At 43.2% G+C, this 19676-nt stretch carries 18 protein-coding genes; 5 read left to right on the forward strand and 13 right to left on the reverse strand.

Annotation, left to right across the window (positions count from 1 at the left end):
• The first annotated feature begins 40 nt into the window (after positions 1 to 40).
• Genes QMF28_RS05875 through QMF28_RS05890 form a run of 4 tightly spaced genes read left to right on the forward strand, consistent with a single transcriptional unit; the run spans position 41 to position 4510 of the window.
• On the forward strand, positions 41 to 442 hold the full coding sequence (locus QMF28_RS05875; RefSeq protein WP_068323252.1) for a nuclear transport factor 2 family protein: 402 nt from the start codon (positions 41 to 43) through the stop codon (positions 440 to 442).
• A gap of 26 nt (positions 443 to 468) precedes the next feature.
• Positions 469 to 1854, forward strand: coding sequence for an NAD(P)/FAD-dependent oxidoreductase (locus tag QMF28_RS05880; RefSeq protein WP_281741663.1), 1386 nt, complete (start codon positions 469 to 471; stop codon positions 1852 to 1854).
• A gap of 43 nt (positions 1855 to 1897) precedes the next feature.
• The gene (locus tag QMF28_RS05885; RefSeq protein WP_068323750.1) at positions 1898 to 2878 is read left to right on the forward strand and encodes a Bug family tripartite tricarboxylate transporter substrate binding protein; all 981 of its coding nucleotides are present in this window, start codon (positions 1898 to 1900) and stop codon (positions 2876 to 2878) included.
• Between the two features lie 42 nt (positions 2879 to 2920).
• Positions 2921 to 4510, forward strand: a complete 1590-nt coding sequence (locus QMF28_RS05890; RefSeq protein WP_281741664.1) for a gamma-glutamyltransferase family protein — start codon at positions 2921 to 2923, stop codon at positions 4508 to 4510.
• A 4-nt stretch (positions 4511 to 4514) separates the two neighbouring features.
• Here the strand turns inward: QMF28_RS05890 and QMF28_RS05895 are convergent, their stop codons facing one another.
• From QMF28_RS05895 to QMF28_RS05945, 11 genes are all read right to left on the reverse strand, one after another.
• Complete coding sequence (locus QMF28_RS05895; RefSeq protein WP_281743641.1) at positions 4515 to 4835, reverse strand: type II toxin-antitoxin system PemK/MazF family toxin; 321 nt, start codon at positions 4833 to 4835, stop codon at positions 4515 to 4517.
• Positions 4836 to 4840: 5 nt separating this feature from the next.
• Positions 4841 to 5131: an AbrB/MazE/SpoVT family DNA-binding domain-containing protein gene (locus QMF28_RS05900; RefSeq protein WP_281741665.1), complete on the reverse strand. Its 291-nt coding sequence runs from the start codon at positions 5129 to 5131 to the stop codon at positions 4841 to 4843.
• 45 nt (positions 5132 to 5176) lie between these two features.
• Positions 5177 to 6517, reverse strand: a complete 1341-nt coding sequence (locus QMF28_RS05905; protein ID WP_281741666.1) for an ATP-dependent DNA helicase — start codon at positions 6515 to 6517, stop codon at positions 5177 to 5179.
• Between the two features lie 3 nt (positions 6518 to 6520).
• A complete protein-coding gene (locus QMF28_RS05910; RefSeq protein ID WP_281741667.1) occupies positions 6521 to 7306 on the reverse strand; it encodes a formylglycine-generating enzyme family protein in 786 nt (261 codons plus the stop codon).
• 166 nt (positions 7307 to 7472) lie between these two features.
• Positions 7473 to 10484: a response regulator gene (locus QMF28_RS05915; RefSeq protein WP_281741669.1), complete on the reverse strand. Its 3012-nt coding sequence runs from the start codon at positions 10482 to 10484 to the stop codon at positions 7473 to 7475.
• Positions 10481 to 11557, reverse strand: a complete 1077-nt coding sequence (locus tag QMF28_RS05920; protein ID WP_281741670.1) for an ATP-binding SpoIIE family protein phosphatase — start codon at positions 11555 to 11557, stop codon at positions 10481 to 10483. The genes QMF28_RS05915 and QMF28_RS05920 overlap by 4 nt, the downstream gene beginning before the upstream one ends.
• On the reverse strand, positions 11544 to 11921 hold the full coding sequence (locus QMF28_RS05925) for an STAS domain-containing protein (protein WP_281741672.1): 378 nt from the start codon (positions 11919 to 11921) through the stop codon (positions 11544 to 11546). Before QMF28_RS05925 ends, QMF28_RS05920 begins: the two co-directional genes overlap by 14 nt.
• A 12-nt stretch (positions 11922 to 11933) precedes the next feature.
• On the reverse strand, positions 11934 to 12833 hold the full coding sequence (locus tag QMF28_RS05930) for a protoglobin domain-containing protein (RefSeq protein ID WP_281741674.1): 900 nt from the start codon (positions 12831 to 12833) through the stop codon (positions 11934 to 11936).
• Positions 12834 to 12859: 26 nt separating this feature from the next.
• Positions 12860 to 14002, reverse strand: coding sequence for a response regulator (locus tag QMF28_RS05935; protein WP_281741675.1), 1143 nt, complete (start codon positions 14000 to 14002; stop codon positions 12860 to 12862).
• A 161-nt stretch (positions 14003 to 14163) separates the two neighbouring features.
• Positions 14164 to 15882: an HD domain-containing phosphohydrolase gene (locus QMF28_RS05940; protein WP_281741676.1), complete on the reverse strand. Its 1719-nt coding sequence runs from the start codon at positions 15880 to 15882 to the stop codon at positions 14164 to 14166.
• Positions 15882 to 17486, reverse strand: a complete 1605-nt coding sequence (locus tag QMF28_RS05945; protein WP_281741678.1) for a GGDEF domain-containing protein — start codon at positions 17484 to 17486, stop codon at positions 15882 to 15884. The genes QMF28_RS05940 and QMF28_RS05945 overlap by 1 nt, the downstream gene beginning before the upstream one ends.
• Before the next feature lie 214 nt (positions 17487 to 17700).
• On the opposite strand from QMF28_RS05945, the gene QMF28_RS05950 reads away from it, so the two are divergent.
• Entirely contained in the window at positions 17701 to 18420 is a 720-nt protein-coding gene (locus QMF28_RS05950) for a response regulator transcription factor (RefSeq protein ID WP_281741681.1), read from the forward strand.
• Between the two features lie 25 nt (positions 18421 to 18445).
• On the opposite strand, the gene QMF28_RS05955 is transcribed toward QMF28_RS05950, so the two are convergent.
• Both QMF28_RS05955 and QMF28_RS05960 read right to left on the reverse strand, forming a co-directional pair.
• The gene (locus tag QMF28_RS05955; RefSeq protein ID WP_281741683.1) at positions 18446 to 18733 is read right to left on the reverse strand and encodes a PilZ domain-containing protein; all 288 of its coding nucleotides are present in this window, start codon (positions 18731 to 18733) and stop codon (positions 18446 to 18448) included.
• Positions 18733 to 19533, reverse strand: a complete 801-nt coding sequence (locus QMF28_RS05960) for a tetratricopeptide repeat protein (RefSeq protein ID WP_281741685.1) — start codon at positions 19531 to 19533, stop codon at positions 18733 to 18735. The genes QMF28_RS05955 and QMF28_RS05960 overlap by 1 nt, the downstream gene beginning before the upstream one ends.
• Between the last annotated feature and the right edge of the window lie 143 nt (positions 19534 to 19676).

The raw sequence follows: 19676 nt of genomic DNA on the forward strand, positions 1-19676 counted from the left end.
ATTTCATTGACCACCCTCATGAATTTAAGCAATAAGCACTATGCCAAATACTAAAGAACCAATTACAGTAGCTACCTTAGCAGCCTTCAGCGCCGCCTGGAATCGTCACGATATTGATTCTCTAATGAGCTTCATGAGTGATGACTGCGTCTTTCAGACTGCAGCAGGGCCGGAGGCGTATGGAGCACGCTATGAGGGTCTTCAAGCAGTAAGGTCGGCATTTGAAAGTGCCTGGATCAACTTTCCAGACGCCCAATGGACTCATGATCGACATTTTGTTCACGAGAATTTTGGAGTCTCAGAGTGGACATTTACTGGAACTGCGGCCGATGGATCACGCGTAGAAGCTGACGGGGTAGATGTCTTCACTTTCAAAGATGGCAAGATTCAACTAAAGAATGTTTTTCGCAAGAATCGACCGAATTTGCCGGCAGCAAAATAATTGGGAATGCCCTAGACTAAATCCCGATGAAATACGACCCGCTTTATGACCCCCTCACCTCCCAAAACCCTGGGACAGGTCGAGACTATGCGCCAAGCTACTGGGTAGCAAGCGCCGGCACACCTCCACCAAATGATGGGCCCGTCACTCAAGACTTTGATGCCGATGTTGTTGTAATTGGTTCGGGATCAACCGGGGTTTCAACTGCACTTTACTTAGCACAAGAGCATGGCATCAAGGCAGTGATTCTGGAAGCTAACCAAACTGCTTGGGGCTGCTCTAGCAGAAGCGGTGGTCAAGGACAAAATGCCAGCGGTCGCTTGTCTCGCTCTCAATGGATTGAGCGCTGGGGTTTAGATACTGCCAAGAAACTTGATCGAGAAATTTATACCGGCTTTGAAAACTTCAAAGAATTAGTGAGTCAAATTGATTGTGATGCCACTGATGGCGGTCACTTATACGTTGCCCATCGCACAGAGAAGATGACTTACCTTCAGAATGAAGCGAAAGTTCGAAAAGAAGTATTTGGCTACGACCCACTCCTCATGAGTGCGCAAGAGCTAAGAGAGCAATACTGCGACGATCGTGATGCTGCTGGAGCACTTCTAGAGCGTGAAGGTGTTGGCATTCATCCACTCAAATTTACCTATGGATTACTTCGGAAAGCGCAAAGCTTGGGAGTGAAGATCCATACCAGCAGCCCCGTTGAATCTTGGGAAACAATCAATGGCGTTCATCACATCAGAACCCCCGGCGGCATTGTTCGCGCCAAGCGGATTGCCATCTGCACCGGCGGCTATGGTATGCAGGGCTTAAAGCTCATCAAAAATCGCATCCTTCCTATTCTGTCAAATTCAGTGGTGACTAGACCGCTGACTGATGCAGAGATAGCAGCATGTAATTTTCGTACGCACACTTTCTTGACGGATACACGCACTTTACGTTTTTATTACCGCCTACTGAAAGACAATCGTTTGCAGTTAGGTAGCCGTAGCTCCATTAGCGGTGCCGATGCAAATGCCCCAGAACATCTCAAACTATTAACAGATGCTATCGCTAGAAAGTTTCCACCGTTAGCTGGTATTGAGATTGATTATTCCTGGTGGGGATGGGTTGATGTCAGTCATGACATGATGCCTCGCATCACTCAACCCGATCCAAAGCAAATGGTATGGCACGCTTTAGGCTATGGTGGTAATGGCGTCTCCTTCTCTACCTGGGCTGGCAAACGCTTGGCTGAACTAGTGGCTGGAAGTAAAGTCAATTCTGAAGTATTTAAGTTACCGATTTATAACTCCCCTCTCGAATTTCCTAATCTCTTTGGAAAAGTGCGCTCGGAGACACTGTCTCCATTTAGAAGATTGGGGCAAAGTTTTCTCTATAAGTGGTATTGGCTAAAAGATGAAAAATAACCCTCTCATTCAACTATTTAACTCACATCCTTCAAAGGCCCCCATGAATCTCATTCATCGCATCGTCTTCGGTATTACTGCTGCTCTTGGATTAGTCAATGTCAGCATTGCGGCACCTGATACTGATTGGCCCAAAAAACCGATTCAAATGATTCTCTCCTTCCCTGCGGGAGGCTCAACTGATGTCTTTGCGCGTAGTATTGCTGCACCATTAGGAGATGCCTTGGGTCAGGCGGTGGTAATTGAAAACAAACCCGGCGGTGGCGGAATGATTGGCATGACTGCCGCAGCCAAAGCAAATCCAGATGGCTACACAATTCACTTTAGCGCCTTAACAAATCAGGCAATTGCCCAAGCCCTTTTTAACAACCCGCCCTTTTCCTTGCAAAAAGACTTTGTTTCCGTAGCACTAGTGGGTTCAGTACCTCATGTCTTAGAGGTGAATCCAAGCGTTCCCGCCAAGAATATGACCGAACTAATTGCATTTATTAAATCCAAGAACGGCAACTTTAATTACGCATCACAAGGCAATGGCACCCTATCTCATCTAGAGTCCCAATTATTTATGCAGCGTATAGGCGCTACCGGGGTACACATCCCCTATAAAGGTAGCAGCTTTGCATTGCCTGATTTAATCGCTGGCAATACTTTGATGATGTTTGACAGCATTACAGCATCTTTGCCACATATTCAGAGCGGTAAGCTAAGGCCAATCGCAATTGCCTCTTCAGAGCGCTCACCTTTGATGCCTAACGTTCCTACCTTTGAGCAAGATGGCATGAAAAAATTCGATGTGGAGAATTTGTTTGCCATCTACGCACCTAAAGGAACTTCACCTGCAATAGTTGCACGCCTGGAAAGAGAAATTCGCAAAATTCTGACAAATCCAGACTTTAAAACCAAGTTAGCTAATCAAGGTATACATCCTCAGTTTGCTAATTCAGAAAAATTAGCTGAGATCACCATTGCTGAACATGAAAAGTGGGCCAAGATTGTGAAGGCTTCAAATATTAAAATTGATTAATTGATTAATTGGTAACCGCATTACATAACTAGAAGACTTACTATGTTGATTTCCCCTCCCTTTGGTGGTGGCCGCGCCCCTGTTCTAGCTCGAAATACAGTAGCTAGCTCGCAACCTCTTGCCACGCAAGCTGGAATTGAAGTTTTACAAAACGGCGGTAATGCGGTTGATGCTGCGTTGGCAACTGCCATTACCCTTACCGTTGTCGAACCTACGATGAATGGCTTAGGCGGTGATGGCTTTGCCATTCTGTGGGATGGAAAAAAGCTACATGGCTTAAATGCTTCTGGTCGTGCTCCTGCGGCATGGAAGCCAGAGTATTTTGCCGGCAAATCAGCGATGGATTTAATCGGTTGGAATACGGTCACGGTTCCAGGCATGGTCGCTGGTTGGATTGACTTGTCTCGCAAGTTTGGAAAGTTACCATTTGCTCAATTATTCAAACGCGCAATTGATTACGCTGAAAATGGTTTTCCTGTTTCACCTGTAATTGCACGTCAATGGCGTGAAGCAATTCCGATTCTAAAGAATCAGCCAGGCTTTTCTGAGTCATTTTTGATTGATGGCAAATCACCACAGGCAGGTCAAATCTGGAAATACCCCGCACAAGCTAAAACCCTAAAAGAAATTGCAGCGACAGAAGGCGAATCCTTCTATAAAGGCCCTCTCGCTCAGAGCATGGTCAACTTTGCACAAGCCACCGGTGGTTGCTTCACTATGCAAGACTTTGCTGACAACCAATCCGAATGGGTTGAGCCCCTCGCCTTTGACTACGGTGACTACACCCTCCATGAAATTCCCCCGAATGGCTCTGGAATAGCAGCCCAAATCGCTTTAGGTATTTTGCAAGCAGCCAATGTGAAGCAATATCCAGCTAACTCAGCCCAGCGCATCCATTTGCAGATTGAAGCGATGCGCATGGCCTTTGCCGATGTGTATGCCTACGTTTCGGATGCACGCTCAATGCAAATGCCAGTGAGCTCATTATTGAATAGAGATTACCTAGCAAATCGCGCTGCCATGATTGATCACAATCAAGCAGGAAGCTATGGCGCTGGTGACCCTCACTCTGGTGGCACAGTGTATTTATGCGCTGCCGATGAATCCGGCATGATGATTTCTTATATTCAGTCGAATTTCAAAGGATTTGGATCTGGCGTAGTCGCACCTGGTGGTATTGCTTTCCATAATCGCGGTATGAGCTTCAGATTGGAAGATGGGCACCCCAATCAAGTAGCGCCAAGTAAACGTCCATTCCATACGATTCTTCCTGCATTCCTGACTAAAGACGGCAAGCCCACCATGGCTTTTGGCGTGATGGGCGGAAACATGCAACCCCAAGGTCATATCCAGTTTGTGATGCGCTTTGTTGATGAATATCTCAACCCTCAAGCTTGTTCAGATGCGCCCCGCTGGCGTATTGATGATTTAGGTAAGCTAACGGTTGAAGCCTCAATGCCATTAAGTGTTGTTGAAGGCTTAAAAGCCCTTGGTCATGAAGTAACAGTGCAGCCTGCTAACAGCTTAGATTTTGGTAGCGCACAAGCAATTGCCAAGTTAAACGATGATGCAGATTCAGCCTTTATTGCCGGCAGTGATCATCGCCGTGACGGATTAGCTGCTGGTTTTTAATTTACTAAAGAGCGAAAGCTTCCTGTAAAACGCTAAGACTTGCAGATAAAGTCTTGGGATTACTCTTCCCAATTTTCTTAACGAGGCGCAATTTATCAATGGATCTAATTTGATCCAGAAGAATCAGTCCCTTTTTGCCATCATGCGTAATAGGAACTCGAAACCCTGCGGACCTACCCTTGGTGGTCATTGGCGCTACGATAACTGTTCGTAAATGATCATTCAACTCTTGTGGTGAAACCACAATACAGGGTCTTATTTTTTTAATTTCACTGCCTATCGTTTGATCCAAGTTAATTAGCCAGATCTCGCCGCGGGACACCATGCTTTTTACCAAACCCAATCTCCATCTTCCTCGTTTGCAAAGTCACCGAGAATCAACTCATCCTCTGCTGCTCTGACAAGGTTTTGTGCATCCCGAGCCCAATGTTCACGCAATATATTTCTTGGCTTACTTAGGATAATTTTTTCGCCGTCAATCGTCATCTCAACAACCCCTTCAATCCCAGATTGTTCAAGAATAATCTTTGGAATAACAACACCTTTAGAGTTGCCAATAGCTCTTATAGCTATTAGCAATGGCGCGCTTGCTTGTTGAGGAGATTTATGACTCTTATTCATAGTAATAACAATGTTATTACATTAAAAACAGCAAGTCAAATAGACTTAAATACCCCTATTTGCGGTAGGAAGGCAATTCATATAGAAGCGCTTGATCTCTTGGTCACAACTTACATCTCTAGGCTCAATTGGTCTTTGTAGTGAGATACCTTCGATCGTTTTACAACGACTAAGGGCTACATAGACCTGCCCTGAGGCAAAAGCACCTGATGAGAGATCAACCTTTACCTTATCCAAGGTCTTGCCCTGACTCTTGTGAATAGTTACCGCCCAAGCCAACATTAATGGAATCTGTACGTAAGTGCCGATGATGCTCGGAGAGATCTTTCCTGACATCATGTCGTGATCATAGCGATAGGATTCCCACTGATGACCTGTTACCTCAACAGTATTGGAGTATGGTCCGTTTTGTACCATGACCTTTACCTTATCTGGCAGCATCTCACGGACGACTCCGATCGTACCGTTGACCCAACGCTTTGGAAAGCCTGGATCTGTTGCTGTAAACATCACCTTAGCGCCGACCTTGAGTACTAAACTATTTGGTGACGGTAGATTACGCTCATCGACATTGAATTTTCCAGTCGATTTACCGGCATACACCTTACCCTCGGTGGTGATGGCTCGCAGCCCAGCTCCATTGATTTGATCAGCGCGGGCATTTGTCGTGGTGAGAGTAATAGTCTGCTCATCAACTTGTTCATCTTTGCGATAGCACTGCGCATTGAGGATATCAATGGCCTCATCAACATCTTGATTAATCCGAATGCGATTCAATAGACCGGCAAAGTGCTCGTCTTTTTGCCGGAATATTTTAGAAAGCTCAACCATCGTGACATCTTTACGATGCAATGCCATAGCGCAGAAGAAATAAGGCCCCTCATACCCACGATCAGCCAGTACTTGCATATCGCTACTCGAGACCACCGGAGGTAGCTGAAATAAATCCCCAACAAACATCACCTGAATACCGCCGAAAGGCTTGCCTTTTTGTGGACCATTCTCACGCAGAAATAAATCCATCGCATCGACTACATCAGCGCGGACCATCGAGATCTCATCAATGATGAGTAATCGAATGTCTTTGTAAAGCCGCTTGTCACGCAGCGGCTTGATATCCTCTTCAGGGAAGATGAGTCGCGGTGGCAATCTAAAGAAGGAGTGAATCGTTACCCCTTTGACCTGCAATGCAGCTACCCCTGTAGGAGCAACCACCACCACATTACCCGGAATAGCCTCACGTAGATAACCAATTAAAGTGGTTTTACCGGTGCCTGCCTTGCCACTAACAAAGATATAAGGATCGTGTCGCTCTATAGCCTCAATCACTGCCTCGTAATCGGGTGTAATTTCTATATCGGAGGATTGCGGGATTGGGGTAGACATCCCCTATTGTTTCACGGCATCAGCCACGCACCGAAATCCGATATAAACCACAGCGATATCGCCTGGTTTTGATTCCACATCAGACTCTTGCTGTCTTTCGGGGCCATACCACCATGAAGCGCCACGAGTAATGTAGCCACCATTGCGCTCAGTTGCAGTCCATTCCCAGACATTGCCGCCCATGTCATACATACCATTGACGCCAGGCTTAGTAGTGTTGGTCGTCACATGCCCAGTGCCGCGATTAAGCCCACCCGCTGGAGCCAAACCTTTGTAGTCGCCACATCCACTTAGGCAGTGCGAAGGACTTGGATTAGCGCCACCAGGAAAGGGGTAGCGCTGGCCTTTGGTAAAGCCTGCTGGAGGATTGGCTCTTTGCTCCAGAAAAGCAGCGCTAGTCCATTCCGCATCTGTTGGCAAACGTTTGCCGTAGTAACGACAAATCGCTTCTGCTTCTTTTTGATTTAGATGAACTGCTGGCTCAGCATCTTTTGCAGGTACACCATAAGGCGTTTTCCAAGTCCATCCTGGTTTTTGCACAAAACCGCCTTCATAGGACAAACCACCGCCCTTCTTTTCAGCAGCGCTGACAAAATTACTAGAGGCGGCATATGTTTTGACATCACCAATAGTCATTTCGGTTTGATCCCAAACAAGATTGCCTATCTGAACAGTGAGGATCGACGAACTTGGTGCGCTATGAGCCGGAGAAGATCTCAGCATGAAATACGCTGCGATGGCTGTGAGCAGCAGACCAAATAGGATTGTGGAGAAATCAAATTTTTTCAAAGAAACCATCCTTATAGCTAGATATTTGCTGGCAGTCCATTAATACCTGACGCCACATGCGCACTCTAAAGTATTTTTGAATTTTTCGCTAAAAAAATGAAGCAGAATCGATGTGTTAAATGAATTTGCGTTAATGAAGCGATTATCTCTGGACGATGAACCAAAATCAGATTTTAAAGAGCTTTAAATTATCCAAAGCTAAGTCATAGTCATAGTTTTCAATATTTTTTAGGACTTGCCTTAACTGAAGAGTAGCTGGTTCAGAATGCACCTGCTCTAAGATGACATTCAAACATTCATGTGCATCTCCATCACTATCCTCTAGCAATGATTTTAATAAGTTTATTTTTTGGCGGATCTCATCTAGATCAATAGGAGCTAACTTTTTTGTATCTTTGACTGAACTATCAATCATGGAACCCAAACTCACAATAACAGGCTGCAGCTCAACAACAACCTTAGAGAGTAGCTTTTGGATTTTCGCCAAGCTATCATTATTTCTACAAGCCTCTTCTAATTCAGCTGCTGCCTTCTGAACCCCCTTAGCGCCAATATTCCCCGCATTGCCTTTTAATGTGTGCGCGCAACGCATAGCGGCATTTGTATCTGTATCTGTTTGAGCGGCTTTAAACATCTCTGCAAAGTCTTTTTGGCCCTCGTAAAATTTACCAAGAAGACGCCTATACAGATCCTCATTATTCATTGTGGTACTCATACCCACTTTGATATCAATTCCATCCAAAACCCTTAAGGGAGCGTTATGGGTACCTGAACCAGTCTCAGCAGCTTTTATACCTTCCGAGCTACTAGGATTTAAAGGCTTAATCCATTTCGCAATCGTGCCAAACATGGCTTGAACATTCAATGGCTTTGCAATGTGATCCCACATTCCCGCCTCTATTACTTTCTCACGATCACCCGCCATCGCATTTGCTGTCATTGCAATAATTGGCAATTTAGCAAACTGCGGTAATTTTCTAATTTCTCTAGTAGCGGTATATCCATCCATTATTGGCATCTGACAATCCATCAACACGCCATCAAAATCTGAATTGCTTTTTAGGATATCTAGGGCCTCTTGGCCATTATTTGCAACTGTGACTTGGATGCCTGCTTGACTTAATAATTCAAGAGCCAGCTCTTGATTCATTTCATTGTCTTCTGTCAGCAAAATCTTTGCGCCACTTAATTGCTTCATCCACTCAGCTTGATTTACCTGCTTATCAGCATCTCGACTAGAAAATGTAAGATCCTTTTTCAGTGCGCTACTTAAAGCCTCAATAAGACTGGACTGGGAGACAGGTTTTGTTAAAACATGATCTAAATTTATTTCCTGGATTTCGGCAGAATTAATAGCATCTTCTCGTCCGAATGAAGTTACCATAATGACAGCTGGAGCATTAGGCATATCCATTAACTTTCGCGCTGCCTGCATACCATCCATCTTTGGCATTTGCCAATCCATCAGTACCAGATCAATAGGTTTAGCCAATTTGGCCTGAGCGATCATTTCCAGGGCAGCAATACCATCACGCGCTTCCACAACCTCCATTCCCAAATTACTCACCATAGAAATCAGAATTTCGCGCGCTGAAGCATTGTCATCTGCCACAAGCACTTTGACTCCAGTTAACTCCTCTTTCTTGATAAGCTTTTGTTGCAACTCATTATTGTGCTTACCTAACTTGATTTGAAAGTGGAATTTGGAGCCCTTACCTAATTCACTCTCCACCCAAATACGTCCATTCATCATCTCTACAAGATTCTTGGAAATTGCCAAACCTAAACCAGTACCACCATATTTTCTAGTGGTTGACGCATCGGCCTGACTAAAGGATTGGAACATTCTTCCGCACTGCTCTGGGGTCATTCCAATTCCAGTATCTTTAACGCAAAAATGAAGTTCAATTTCATTCGCATCTTCAGATACCATCTGCACCGCTACCACAATATCTCCGGTCTCCGTGAACTTAACTGCGTTATTGCCTAAGTTAATTAAGATTTGTCCAAGCCTTAGGGGGTCCCCAATGAGCATGCTAGGAACATCCCCATGGATATTAAATAGTAATTCAACGCCCTTATCTTCTGCCTTCATGCCTACCAGATTGGCCAAGTTATCCATGACATCATCTAGATTGAAATCAACAACTTCCATAGACATTTTTCCAGCTTCAATCTTAGAAAAATCTAAAATGTCATTAATAATTCCAAGAAGGTTTTCACCGGCTCTATTTACCTTTTCAATATAGTTACGCTGCTTCTTATCCAGATTAGTCTGCAATGCCAAGTGAGACATACCAATAATGGCATTCATTGGAGTACGAATTTCATGACTCATATTGGCCAAAAAATCCCCTTTTGCTTTAGTGGCCTCTTCTGCTGCTTGTTTTGCTTTCAAAATAGCTACTTGGGCAGCTTTTTGATCTGTAATATCAGTAACCCATGACATATAGCCACTCTCTCCGCCATAAATCATCGGTAAAGCAGAGAAGATACATGCTCTAAATTCACCATTTTTTCTTTTAAAAGTCACTTCTCGATTGCGAATTGAGCCGTCTCGCTTCAATTCTTGCTGAATTTGCTCACGCTCTTCAGGATAGGCATAGAGATCCTGAATGGTATCCCCCGCTTTAATTCCAAACTCCTGTTCATATTGAGCATTGACGTAACGGAAAACGCCACCAACTCGAAAGCCATTACATACCGGACTATTATCCAAAATTGCTTGCAGAGATTTTTGCTGTACATCAATTTCTGCAAAGAGCTCTTCACGACTCTTAGAGTTTAAGACTTCACCCAAAGCTTGATTAGAGGGTGCATGAGCTAGAACCTGTGAAATTCGATATGTCTTAATGGCAGCATCTCTAAACTTCTCGGCAGTTGTGATATTTAATTTCAACCCCAGACGATTCATCAAATTAGTTGGAAAAGGATTAATGTCAGCACAGGCATAAGCAAGCTGAATAGACCTGGAGCCTTCTTCGCGATCAAAAAATACGCCTATATCGAATTTCTTCAGGCTATTGAAAATTAAACGCATGTCCTCTGAAATACCGCTGGCGATAGTAGATGCCAATTGTGTGTCGCCACAAACATCAGATACAAAATCATACATTTTTCGTCTGAAAGAAAAGATTTCTCCTTCATTGGAAATTTTAATTTCTGCAATTAAGTTCATGCCAACCACTTAAAAATGATGCAGCTTGCATCATCATGCTGCTTTCCTAATTCCGAAACCAATCCATGTGCAATTTCTGCTGCAGACTCGTAAGCATGACTCTTAACAAAACTATTTCCAGAATGATCTGAAATGCCATCTGTCCACATGGTAAAAATATCGCCATTTTCAAGAAAGCCTGCTTGAGCATAAAATCCCGGCAATCGTTGCCCTAAAATACCATCACGAGAGACGCCCTTCCAAGGCTTTCCAACAGAGCGGTTTGCTCCTGTATTACCCACGCCGAGATATTGGAATGTCTTAGACTCGATATCAATCAACAGTAGCGCAACTGCAGCCCCGAGAGTTCCAATCAGGACCTTATGTAAGCCAGACATCAGAATCGCAAGGTCTTTGCATGTATTATTCATCACATAATTAGAGATCGCATTACTTAAATCATGAGCCTTCTCCCCATGACCAGATACATCTGCGATCATTAATAAGATGTATTCATCAAACTCAACGATGAGCGCCAAATCCCCTGAAGCATGCTCTCCCGGCATCGGGCGGTTATAGGATCCAATATCGAATAGAGACTGCTTTTCATTTGTGAGTTTTTGAGGGCTCTGCGGAGTTGACTTCTTGAAACTGATATCGCTCTTGTTACCATGAATACGCTTACGGGCATAAATGATCGTGCCATCATCTTTATCGGACTGAATTGTAAATTCATCAGCCATTCTTCTTACTCCAGGCAATCCTAATCCCAGAGTATTACCAGTTGTGAAGTGGTCTTTCATGGCCAAAGAAATATTATCAATCCCAGGACCCTTATCCTCAGCCCACATTTCAATTTCTAAAATGCCATCACTCTTTGACTGGGACATCCGAATCAGACCTCTTCCTGCGTACTTAATAATATTGGTGGCTAATTCAGAGACCATTGTGCCCAGTAGCGATCGATCAATTGGGGAGGCATCTTTAATAAATAAAGGATTGCTAACGCGACTGACAGCTATTTGAACATCGATCATATCGCTCACCAAAAATACTGTTGTTTCTGGCTTGGATTTAATTTCATGATGCGGCATCAGTAATTCCCAGCTTTTCAAGCGCCTCATTTAAATCAAGGGCTGCATTAAGGCCGCTGGTTTCCACATCATTAGTAATCAGATGAAAAACGATGCCGGGCTGCATACCAACAAACATAGCTTGGGCACCCAGAATAGATGCCATCTCAGAAACGGTTTTTAGCCCCTGAAACTCAAAAGTATCCATAAACTTTAATGCCGATAACTCGAAAATGATGCTAAGACAGCCTTTTTCATGAACATCTCTTAAAACAACCCTACGCACCTCTTCTAAACCCCCGCCAGACAAATCCTCTCCCACTGTCACAATCAGACAGTTTTTTACTTTTGTTGCTACAACGTTAGAAGAACTTGTACTAGACATTAATTAAATGTATTAATGGGAGTTACCAAGAAGATGTCTGTCCACCCCAACAGCCTTAAGTGCTAGCTCAAAAGAGTCCCGCAACGTTGCAGTCGTTTTAACCTCACCGATACTGACACCCAGCTCTACCAAAGTACGGGCAATTGATGGCGAAACCCCCGAAATAATCGTTTCGCAACCCATAAGCTGAGTTGCTTTTGTAATTTTGATCAATTGATTGGCTACTGCGGTATCCATTGCGCTTACGCCACTAATATCCAAAACGAAAACTTTAGCTCTTGTCTTAGCAATTTCAGCGAGGGTTTTGTTCATAATATCTTGAGTACGCGTCGAATCCACAATGCCGAGTAGAGGTAACAGCAGAATGCCCTCCCAAATGGGCGTTACTGGTGTAGACATCTCCATTAAAGCTTTACTACCAGCAGTAATCTTCTCTCTTTGTATGCGAGAAATCTCCTCAATCACAACAAAACTATCCATAAAGATGAGTTTCATAACCGAGTCAGCCATTTCACCGGCATCTTTTGAGGCGGGCTTAATTTTACGAATACGATCAACAAGAGATTTTCCAGACATTGACATGCCTGCAAAGTAAATATCATTAGGTAAATCGATGTGGGCATGAACAGCTCCCACATGAATCCGAGACGCGAACCACTTTTCATCTAGATTTGCAGCAAAAAAAGATTCCCAGTGAGCTTTTTGGAGTTCAATTACTCGCTCCAGTCTTTTAGGATTAGATGCAAAATAAATTTGGTACTCTCTATGCTGCCTTAACCAAACATAAAATGCTTCAATGTGTTTGTCTAACTCCGGAATCAATAAGCTACCTGCAGCCCGAATACGCGCAATGTCTTCTGCATTAATTTCAAACTTATTCATAATGTCAGCAATTTGCAGTTGTGAATACATATTGTTTCCTTTTTTAATAACGACAATTAATTTTTGGCTTGTCCAATATATTTGGCTTTTTGCTCTAAGTCACCATCACTATCAGAGTACTTCAGAGCAATTTCTTTGAACTCATCATGAATCTGTGTAAATGCAGAAACGATATCGGGGTCAAAATGTGAGCCTCCACCCTCTTGAATAATCACACAGGCTTTTTCATGGGGCATACCATCCTTATAGACGCGCCGGCTAATTAATGCGTCATAAACATCAGCAACCGCCATCATGCGCGCTGAAATCGGTATATCGTCACCCCCAATACCCTCTGGATATCCTGATCCATCCCATTTTTCTTGATGAGAGTAGGCAATCTCTTTTGCCATTTTTAAGAACTCTACATCCGTGCCTAGTGATTTCTCAGCATTAGCCAAAGCATCTCGACCTAGAGTGGTATGCGTCTTCATAATCTCAAACTCATCAAAATCTAATTTGCCGGGCTTTAGCAAAATTCGATCAGGAATTCCAACCTTTCCAATGTCATGCAATGGTGCTGACTTAAACAGCATCTTGATGTTCTGCTCAGTAAGATATTCAGAAAAACGAGGGTGAGACTGGAGTGCTTTAGCTAAAGCCAATACATAGTATTGCGTACGGCGGATATGGTTGCCCGTATCTGAATCTCGCGTTTCAGCTAAAGATGCCATCGACAAAATGGTGACATCCTGAATGGCCATTACCTCTTTGGTTCTCTCTGATACTTCTTTTTCAAGATAAGCATTTTGGTCACGTAAAAAATCTGCTGCTGCTTTATTTTGAAGCTGAGTTTTTACTCTAGCAAGAATAATTGGAGGGCTAATTGGCTTTGTAATGTAATCTGAGCCGCCTAACTCTAGGCCTTTTTTCTCGTCATCCGCACCAGTCATTGCGGTCAAAAAAATGATTGGAATATCACGGGTAGTAGGATCAGCCTTCAAGGATTCGCAGACCTCATAACCAGAGAGGTCAGGCATCATGACATCCAAAAGAATCAAATCTGGCTTCTTGTCACCATGAGCGATCTTCAGTGCTTTTTCGCCGCTATTAGCAACTTTAAGCTTGTATAAGTCCTTTAATAAACCAGATATCAAAGATAAGTTATCTGGGGAATCATCTACCACCAAGATTGTTGATTTTTCCAACACATCATTCATGCGGTTCTCTGATCATCTTATTAAGTGCCATGAATTTATGTTACCTAATGACGAGCTATAAAACCACTCGGGGCACCCCTAAAGAGCTAGTAGATTAATACTGTTTTTTGGTAAATATAGTTGATGAGAATTCATAAGCTTCAGAAACAAAGCTATCAAGATTATTGTAGGCGTTCTGATAGATCCTCAATAATGCCCCAGACTAGTTGGCGACTATCTACATCGGTAATGATGAATCCGCGAATCAAGATTGGGAAACGTGTACCGTCTTTGCGAATATATTCTTTGCGATTAGGGCCAAAAGAGCCTTTGGTCTTCAGATCTTCTAGCTGTTGCTCTTCCTGAGGTTGATATTCTGGGGGTGTGATATCCCAGAATGATAGTTTGAGAAATTCCTCTTTTGTATATTGAGTACTATTTAATAAAGAGGTATTTACCTCAACAAAGTCACCCGTTAAGAAATCTACCATGGCCATTCCGATAGGCGAATGCTCAAATAAGAACTCAAACTTTTCTTCAGATCGTCGCAGCTTGTGGTCAAAAGTCTCTATAGAATCAACAAAAGGCTTTTCTTCGCCCATGAGGTCACGATGACGCTGGGCAATAATTTGAAAACGGTCACGTTCAGCAGCAAAGGCCTCTACCACCACCGGATCAAAATGGGTGCCACGTTTACTTAAGATTTCGTTTACTGCCTCTTCATGCTCCCAGCCGGACTTATATACACGCTCACTAATTAGCGCATCGTACATATCAGCTAGCGCCATGATGCGCGCACTCAAAGGTATCTGATTGCCCTTCAGGCCGCGCGGATAACCACCGCCATCCCACTGCTCATGATGTGCTCCAGCAATCTCAATTGCGACATCAATCACATCCATACCTAACTTATCCGGCAGCTGAGATTTTGCTGAGGCAAGCACATTCTCGCCAATTAAGGTGTGGGTTTTCATGACACCCCACTCTTCCTTAGTGAGAGACCCCTGCTTATACAAAATTCCATCAGGAATGCCGACCTTGCCAACGTCATGTAAGGGGGCTGCTTTATGAATATTATCAATGACATCGTCAGAGAGTTCTGCCACATAATCTCCCTGATTTCTGATTCGATTAGCAAGACATCTCACATACTCTTGAGTGCGAACAATATGGGCACCAGTCTCGTTATCCCTCGCCATAGCCAGCGCATTTAAGCTCGAGAGCATTTTTAATTCGGCATCAATCGATTTCTTGCGCTCAAGACCTACTAAGTTCTCAAATAAAATATTATTGATAGAGATAAATATTATTAAAGTAGAACCCATAGCCATAAATCTTAAAGTAGCCGATAACACCTCTTCTTGATATACGCTTGCAATTGAGGTTCCAACATTAATATTAAAAGCGCGCACTAATAATAGTATAAATTGAAGAATAAATGCTACCTTCAATACGTTAAATTGAAAGCGCTTATCGCCCCCCGAAACCAACATCGTTTCCACCAATCCCAAAAGTGAAATAGCACCAACTACACTAGTGATGAGGTATACGCGAAAGCTAAATGAGAAATAAACCCTTAAGAATTCATAAACTACGATACAGACAAAAAATATTATCCAAAAATATTGAAGCTTTAGTTCCTGATTTTTGACATCCCATGAGCGTATAAATAAAACGACTGCAATACCCGAAAAAATCATACTAACGTTTGCGATTGATAGAAATACAATCGGGGTAAGTCCGGCTAATACGAAAGTAAAGCTTGCAAGGGTTATTAAGCCCAAAGATATAGGCCAATATTTTGAACGCGCCACTTTATCGGAGCGCCGCTGCGCACCGATAAACATCAGTAAAACTACAACCCCAAACGAGCAATAAAAAAGTAGATTAACTAGCTGCATTAGAGCTTCTTCATTTTCTGGGTAATGGCCATGGAGTAGAAATAAATTTTATTCCGCCCTGCCTGCTTCGCCTCATACATTGCCAAATCAGCACATTTCATCAATTCTTCGTCAGTGTGAGCGTCTTCAGGATATAAAGCAATACCGATACTAGCTGTTGTAGTAATAAAAGATCCATTTGCAGAAACTGGGGCAGAAACGGAAGCTTGAATTTTCTTAGCGACCTCCAATGCCCCTGATGCGTTAGGCAAATCCTCTAAAAGTACTACAAACTCATCGCCCCCAATGCGAGCAAACGAGTCTGAATCTCGAATACAAGCAACCATGCGCTTTGCAAAAGATTGAAGCAATTCATCACCCTCTTGATGCCCATAACTATCATTGATCGCCTTGAAATGATCTACATCAATGAACAACAATGCCAACATCTGCCTGTCTCGCCTTGCTTTCAAAATCGCTCTTTGCAAGCGATCAGAGAATAAAATGCGATTGGGTAACCCTGTCAGCGGATCATGCTGCGAGAGATGATTTAATTGATCAAGAGAAAGCTTTAGGCGCTTATTAATCTGCATGTTGTAATATAAAAAAGCTAGGGCAACAAGCATAATAACCATACAAATTAAGAGGCCGCGATAAGCCCATTTCAGGTCATCTTTTAAATTGGTGTCATATATGAAACCCGTTAAATCAAAGTCAGCTCTTAAAGCTCCTGCTTCTTGGTAAATCTGCACTGTATTTTTCCAGCGCTCCTCATTCATATATCCAACAGGTACCAAATCAGAGCGCACTAAAGCATTAATACGGGGAACTTCAAATGCAGCCTTTTTGTCACTAAATTCAGGCGCATACTTGCGAACGATTTCAGCTGCCTCCTCAGGGTTACCAACCACATATTCCCATCCCCTGATGCTTGCCTGCCTAAATAGCGCTACCCGCTCTGGGTGCTTGCGAATTTCAGCTTCAGATGTAAAAAGATTATCGCCATAAACATCAATTCCAGCCGTCCGTGGAGAATAAATTACATATGGGAACCCCACCAAACTTAACTCATAAGGCTCATTGCTAACATACCCAGAAATTGCGCTGACCTTGCCTGATCTAAGTTGTTCGAGGGTATTCATCTCTGGCGAAGAAGCGATGACTTCCTTTAAATCTATCTTCTCACGCTTTAGATAGACAATTAATTCATCAGCGAGTCTGCGTAACAAAATTGGTTTACCACTGAGATCTTGAATACTCTGATCCTCTTTATATTTTTTTGCAATTAATACATATGGAGAATGCTGAAATATTGCTGCCAGAGCAACTACCGGCAGTCCATCTTGTCGAGCTTGTAATAGGCCGCTTGAGCCGGTGCCAAAATTGGCTCTGCCAGAACTCACTTCCTGTGCAACATTCATCCCTACTTGAAGAGGTTTAATCTGCACATCTAAACCTACATCTTGGTAGTATCCCAATTCCTTTGCAGCATAGTAGCCAGCAAACTGATATGAGTTTGACCACTTGAGTTGCAAGGCAACTTTCTCAAGAGCGAATGCTGAGTGACCCCATAAAAGCATGCAGCTTGCAAAACATGAATATAAGAATGGGTGTCGGAAACGCAAGGAAAAGGCTCCTCTTATTATTTTTAATGAAACCTAAACCGTATATAGCTTCTACTATTAATTTAATGGAAACAACCACTTAAATTTATTATCTTGACAAATTACATCATATTTTAAAAAAATAGTACTTTTATACTAATAAAAGAGAGGGTGAGAAAAAATCTAGCTTAAATCTACTAGATTCCAAATATTTGATTTACACTTTTCGGTATATATGAATAGTTCAAGCATCCAGTCACGCATCAAGGTTCAGCTTATTGACTCTCATCCAATAACGCTTTGGGGGCTTGCTGAATTCCTCTCTCCTCATGAGCGCATTGACGTCTGTGCCAGCGCTTCAAATAGCGCAGAGGCCCTGAAAATTGCGGCAAGCACCAAACCGGACGTCATCGTGCTTGAGCCAGATCTACAAGATCAACATGGACTTGAACTCATCACCGCCCTTTTGAAAGCTTGTAAAGCAAAAATCATCATCTTTACTGGCAGCAAGAATGCTTCGATTCATGATCAGGCTGTTGTGAAAGGTGCTCGGGGCGTTCTCAACAAAACAGAGCCCATTGAGAACTTAGTCAAAGCAATTGAAAAGATTTATGAGGGCGAGCTTTGGTTAAACCGTAGCGCAACTTCACGTATCCTGTTACAGATTGCGCAAGCCAACTCACCTGCTGAGCTGTCCAGTGAACAAAAAAAGTTGGCTTCTTTGACTCCAAAAGAAGAAAAAGTAACTCGTGCTATTCAACTGCACTCTGAGAAAACCTTAAAACAAGTATCCGACAGTCTTCATATTAGTGAACATACATTACGCAATCATTTGGCGTCTATTTATGATAAGTTGGGTGTGCGCAATCGTATGGAGTTATATGTGTTTTGCGGTAAATTCCAAAAAACAGATAACCCGAATATGCACCCTAAGCGGCGCTCGACCGACTTATAAGCAAAGCGCGCTAAGCTGCCTGGTATCAAGTCTTGCTGCTATGGACAATCGATTTTGCGGCTATCCTAAATTTACCATCCTCTTCTTCCACCCTAACAACCTCGCCTTCACCGATGAGTTTCAGGGGGCCTCCAGGTGTTTTGAGCTCAATAGAAAAGGAAATGACGGAACCTGGCTCCTTTTTCTCAGGAAGCTCAAATAGAATTCCTGCGGTACTAATATCAGTAATTAGCCCACTTACTCCATCTTCTGTCGTCAGTGGAATGGCTGACTTTACTCGTTTTGCACGAGCCGTGGGTATTTGCCTTCTCATCAACCCATACTCGCTTGAAGCTTAGCCCTGCCATTTACTGCATCAGCATAACCAGGGCGAATGATTAAGGCCTGGTCATAACTAACCAAGGCATCTTTAGGGCGTTTCAGACCAATCAGCGCTACCGCTCGATTATTAAATGCTTCGGCATATTGCGGATTAATTTTGATAGCCCTATCTAATTTTGGTAGGGCTACCTTGAATCGACCTAAGGAACACAATATGGCACCGAGGTTATTACATAGCGCTGCACTATTGGGATTGGCTGCTAATCCTAGATCATAGGCATGCAAAGCTTTGTCGAGCTTACCCATAGAAATCAAGACATTCGCTGTATAAATATGAGCACGCCAATAGCTTGGCGCTAATTCAAGCACACGGGAAAAATCGGCTAAGGCGGCTTTATATTGCTTTTGCTCAGCTCGTATCAACCCGCGGTTTTTAATGGCGTCGATATAAACCGGGTCTAACTTAATGGCTTTATCAAAGCTCTTTAGCGCTAAGGCTTTTTTACCACTGCTGGCTAAGGCATTACCCAAATTGCTATACGCTCTTGGATTAAGAGGGTCAACTTCAATAGCGTTGTTAAACAAATCAATCGCCATAGAATAGCTTTTCATCTGCGCAGCAATTAATCCCATGCCATGAATAGCCCCGTAATGTAATGGGTCTTGACGCAAAATAGCTTGATACAGAGCCCAGGCTTCTTGCAGCTTTCCTTGTAGATGCAATTTTTCTGCATTAATCAAGTTAGCCTGCAACTCAGAGGGTGTGCGAGAAACATCAATACTGATAGCCATATTGGATTTTGCTCTCTGGTGGTTGGTCTGTTTCTGGGATGCTACGACTACTTTATCAGCTACCTTCCTTTTCTGTATCGATTTTTTTTCAACTACTGCTGGGGAAGATTTTGTTTTCGCCAGAGTTCCCCCTGCTCCCCCGC

The sequence above is a fragment of the Polynucleobacter yangtzensis genome, from assembly GCF_027924165.1.
Lineage (GTDB): Bacteria > Pseudomonadota > Gammaproteobacteria > Burkholderiales > Burkholderiaceae > Polynucleobacter > Polynucleobacter yangtzensis.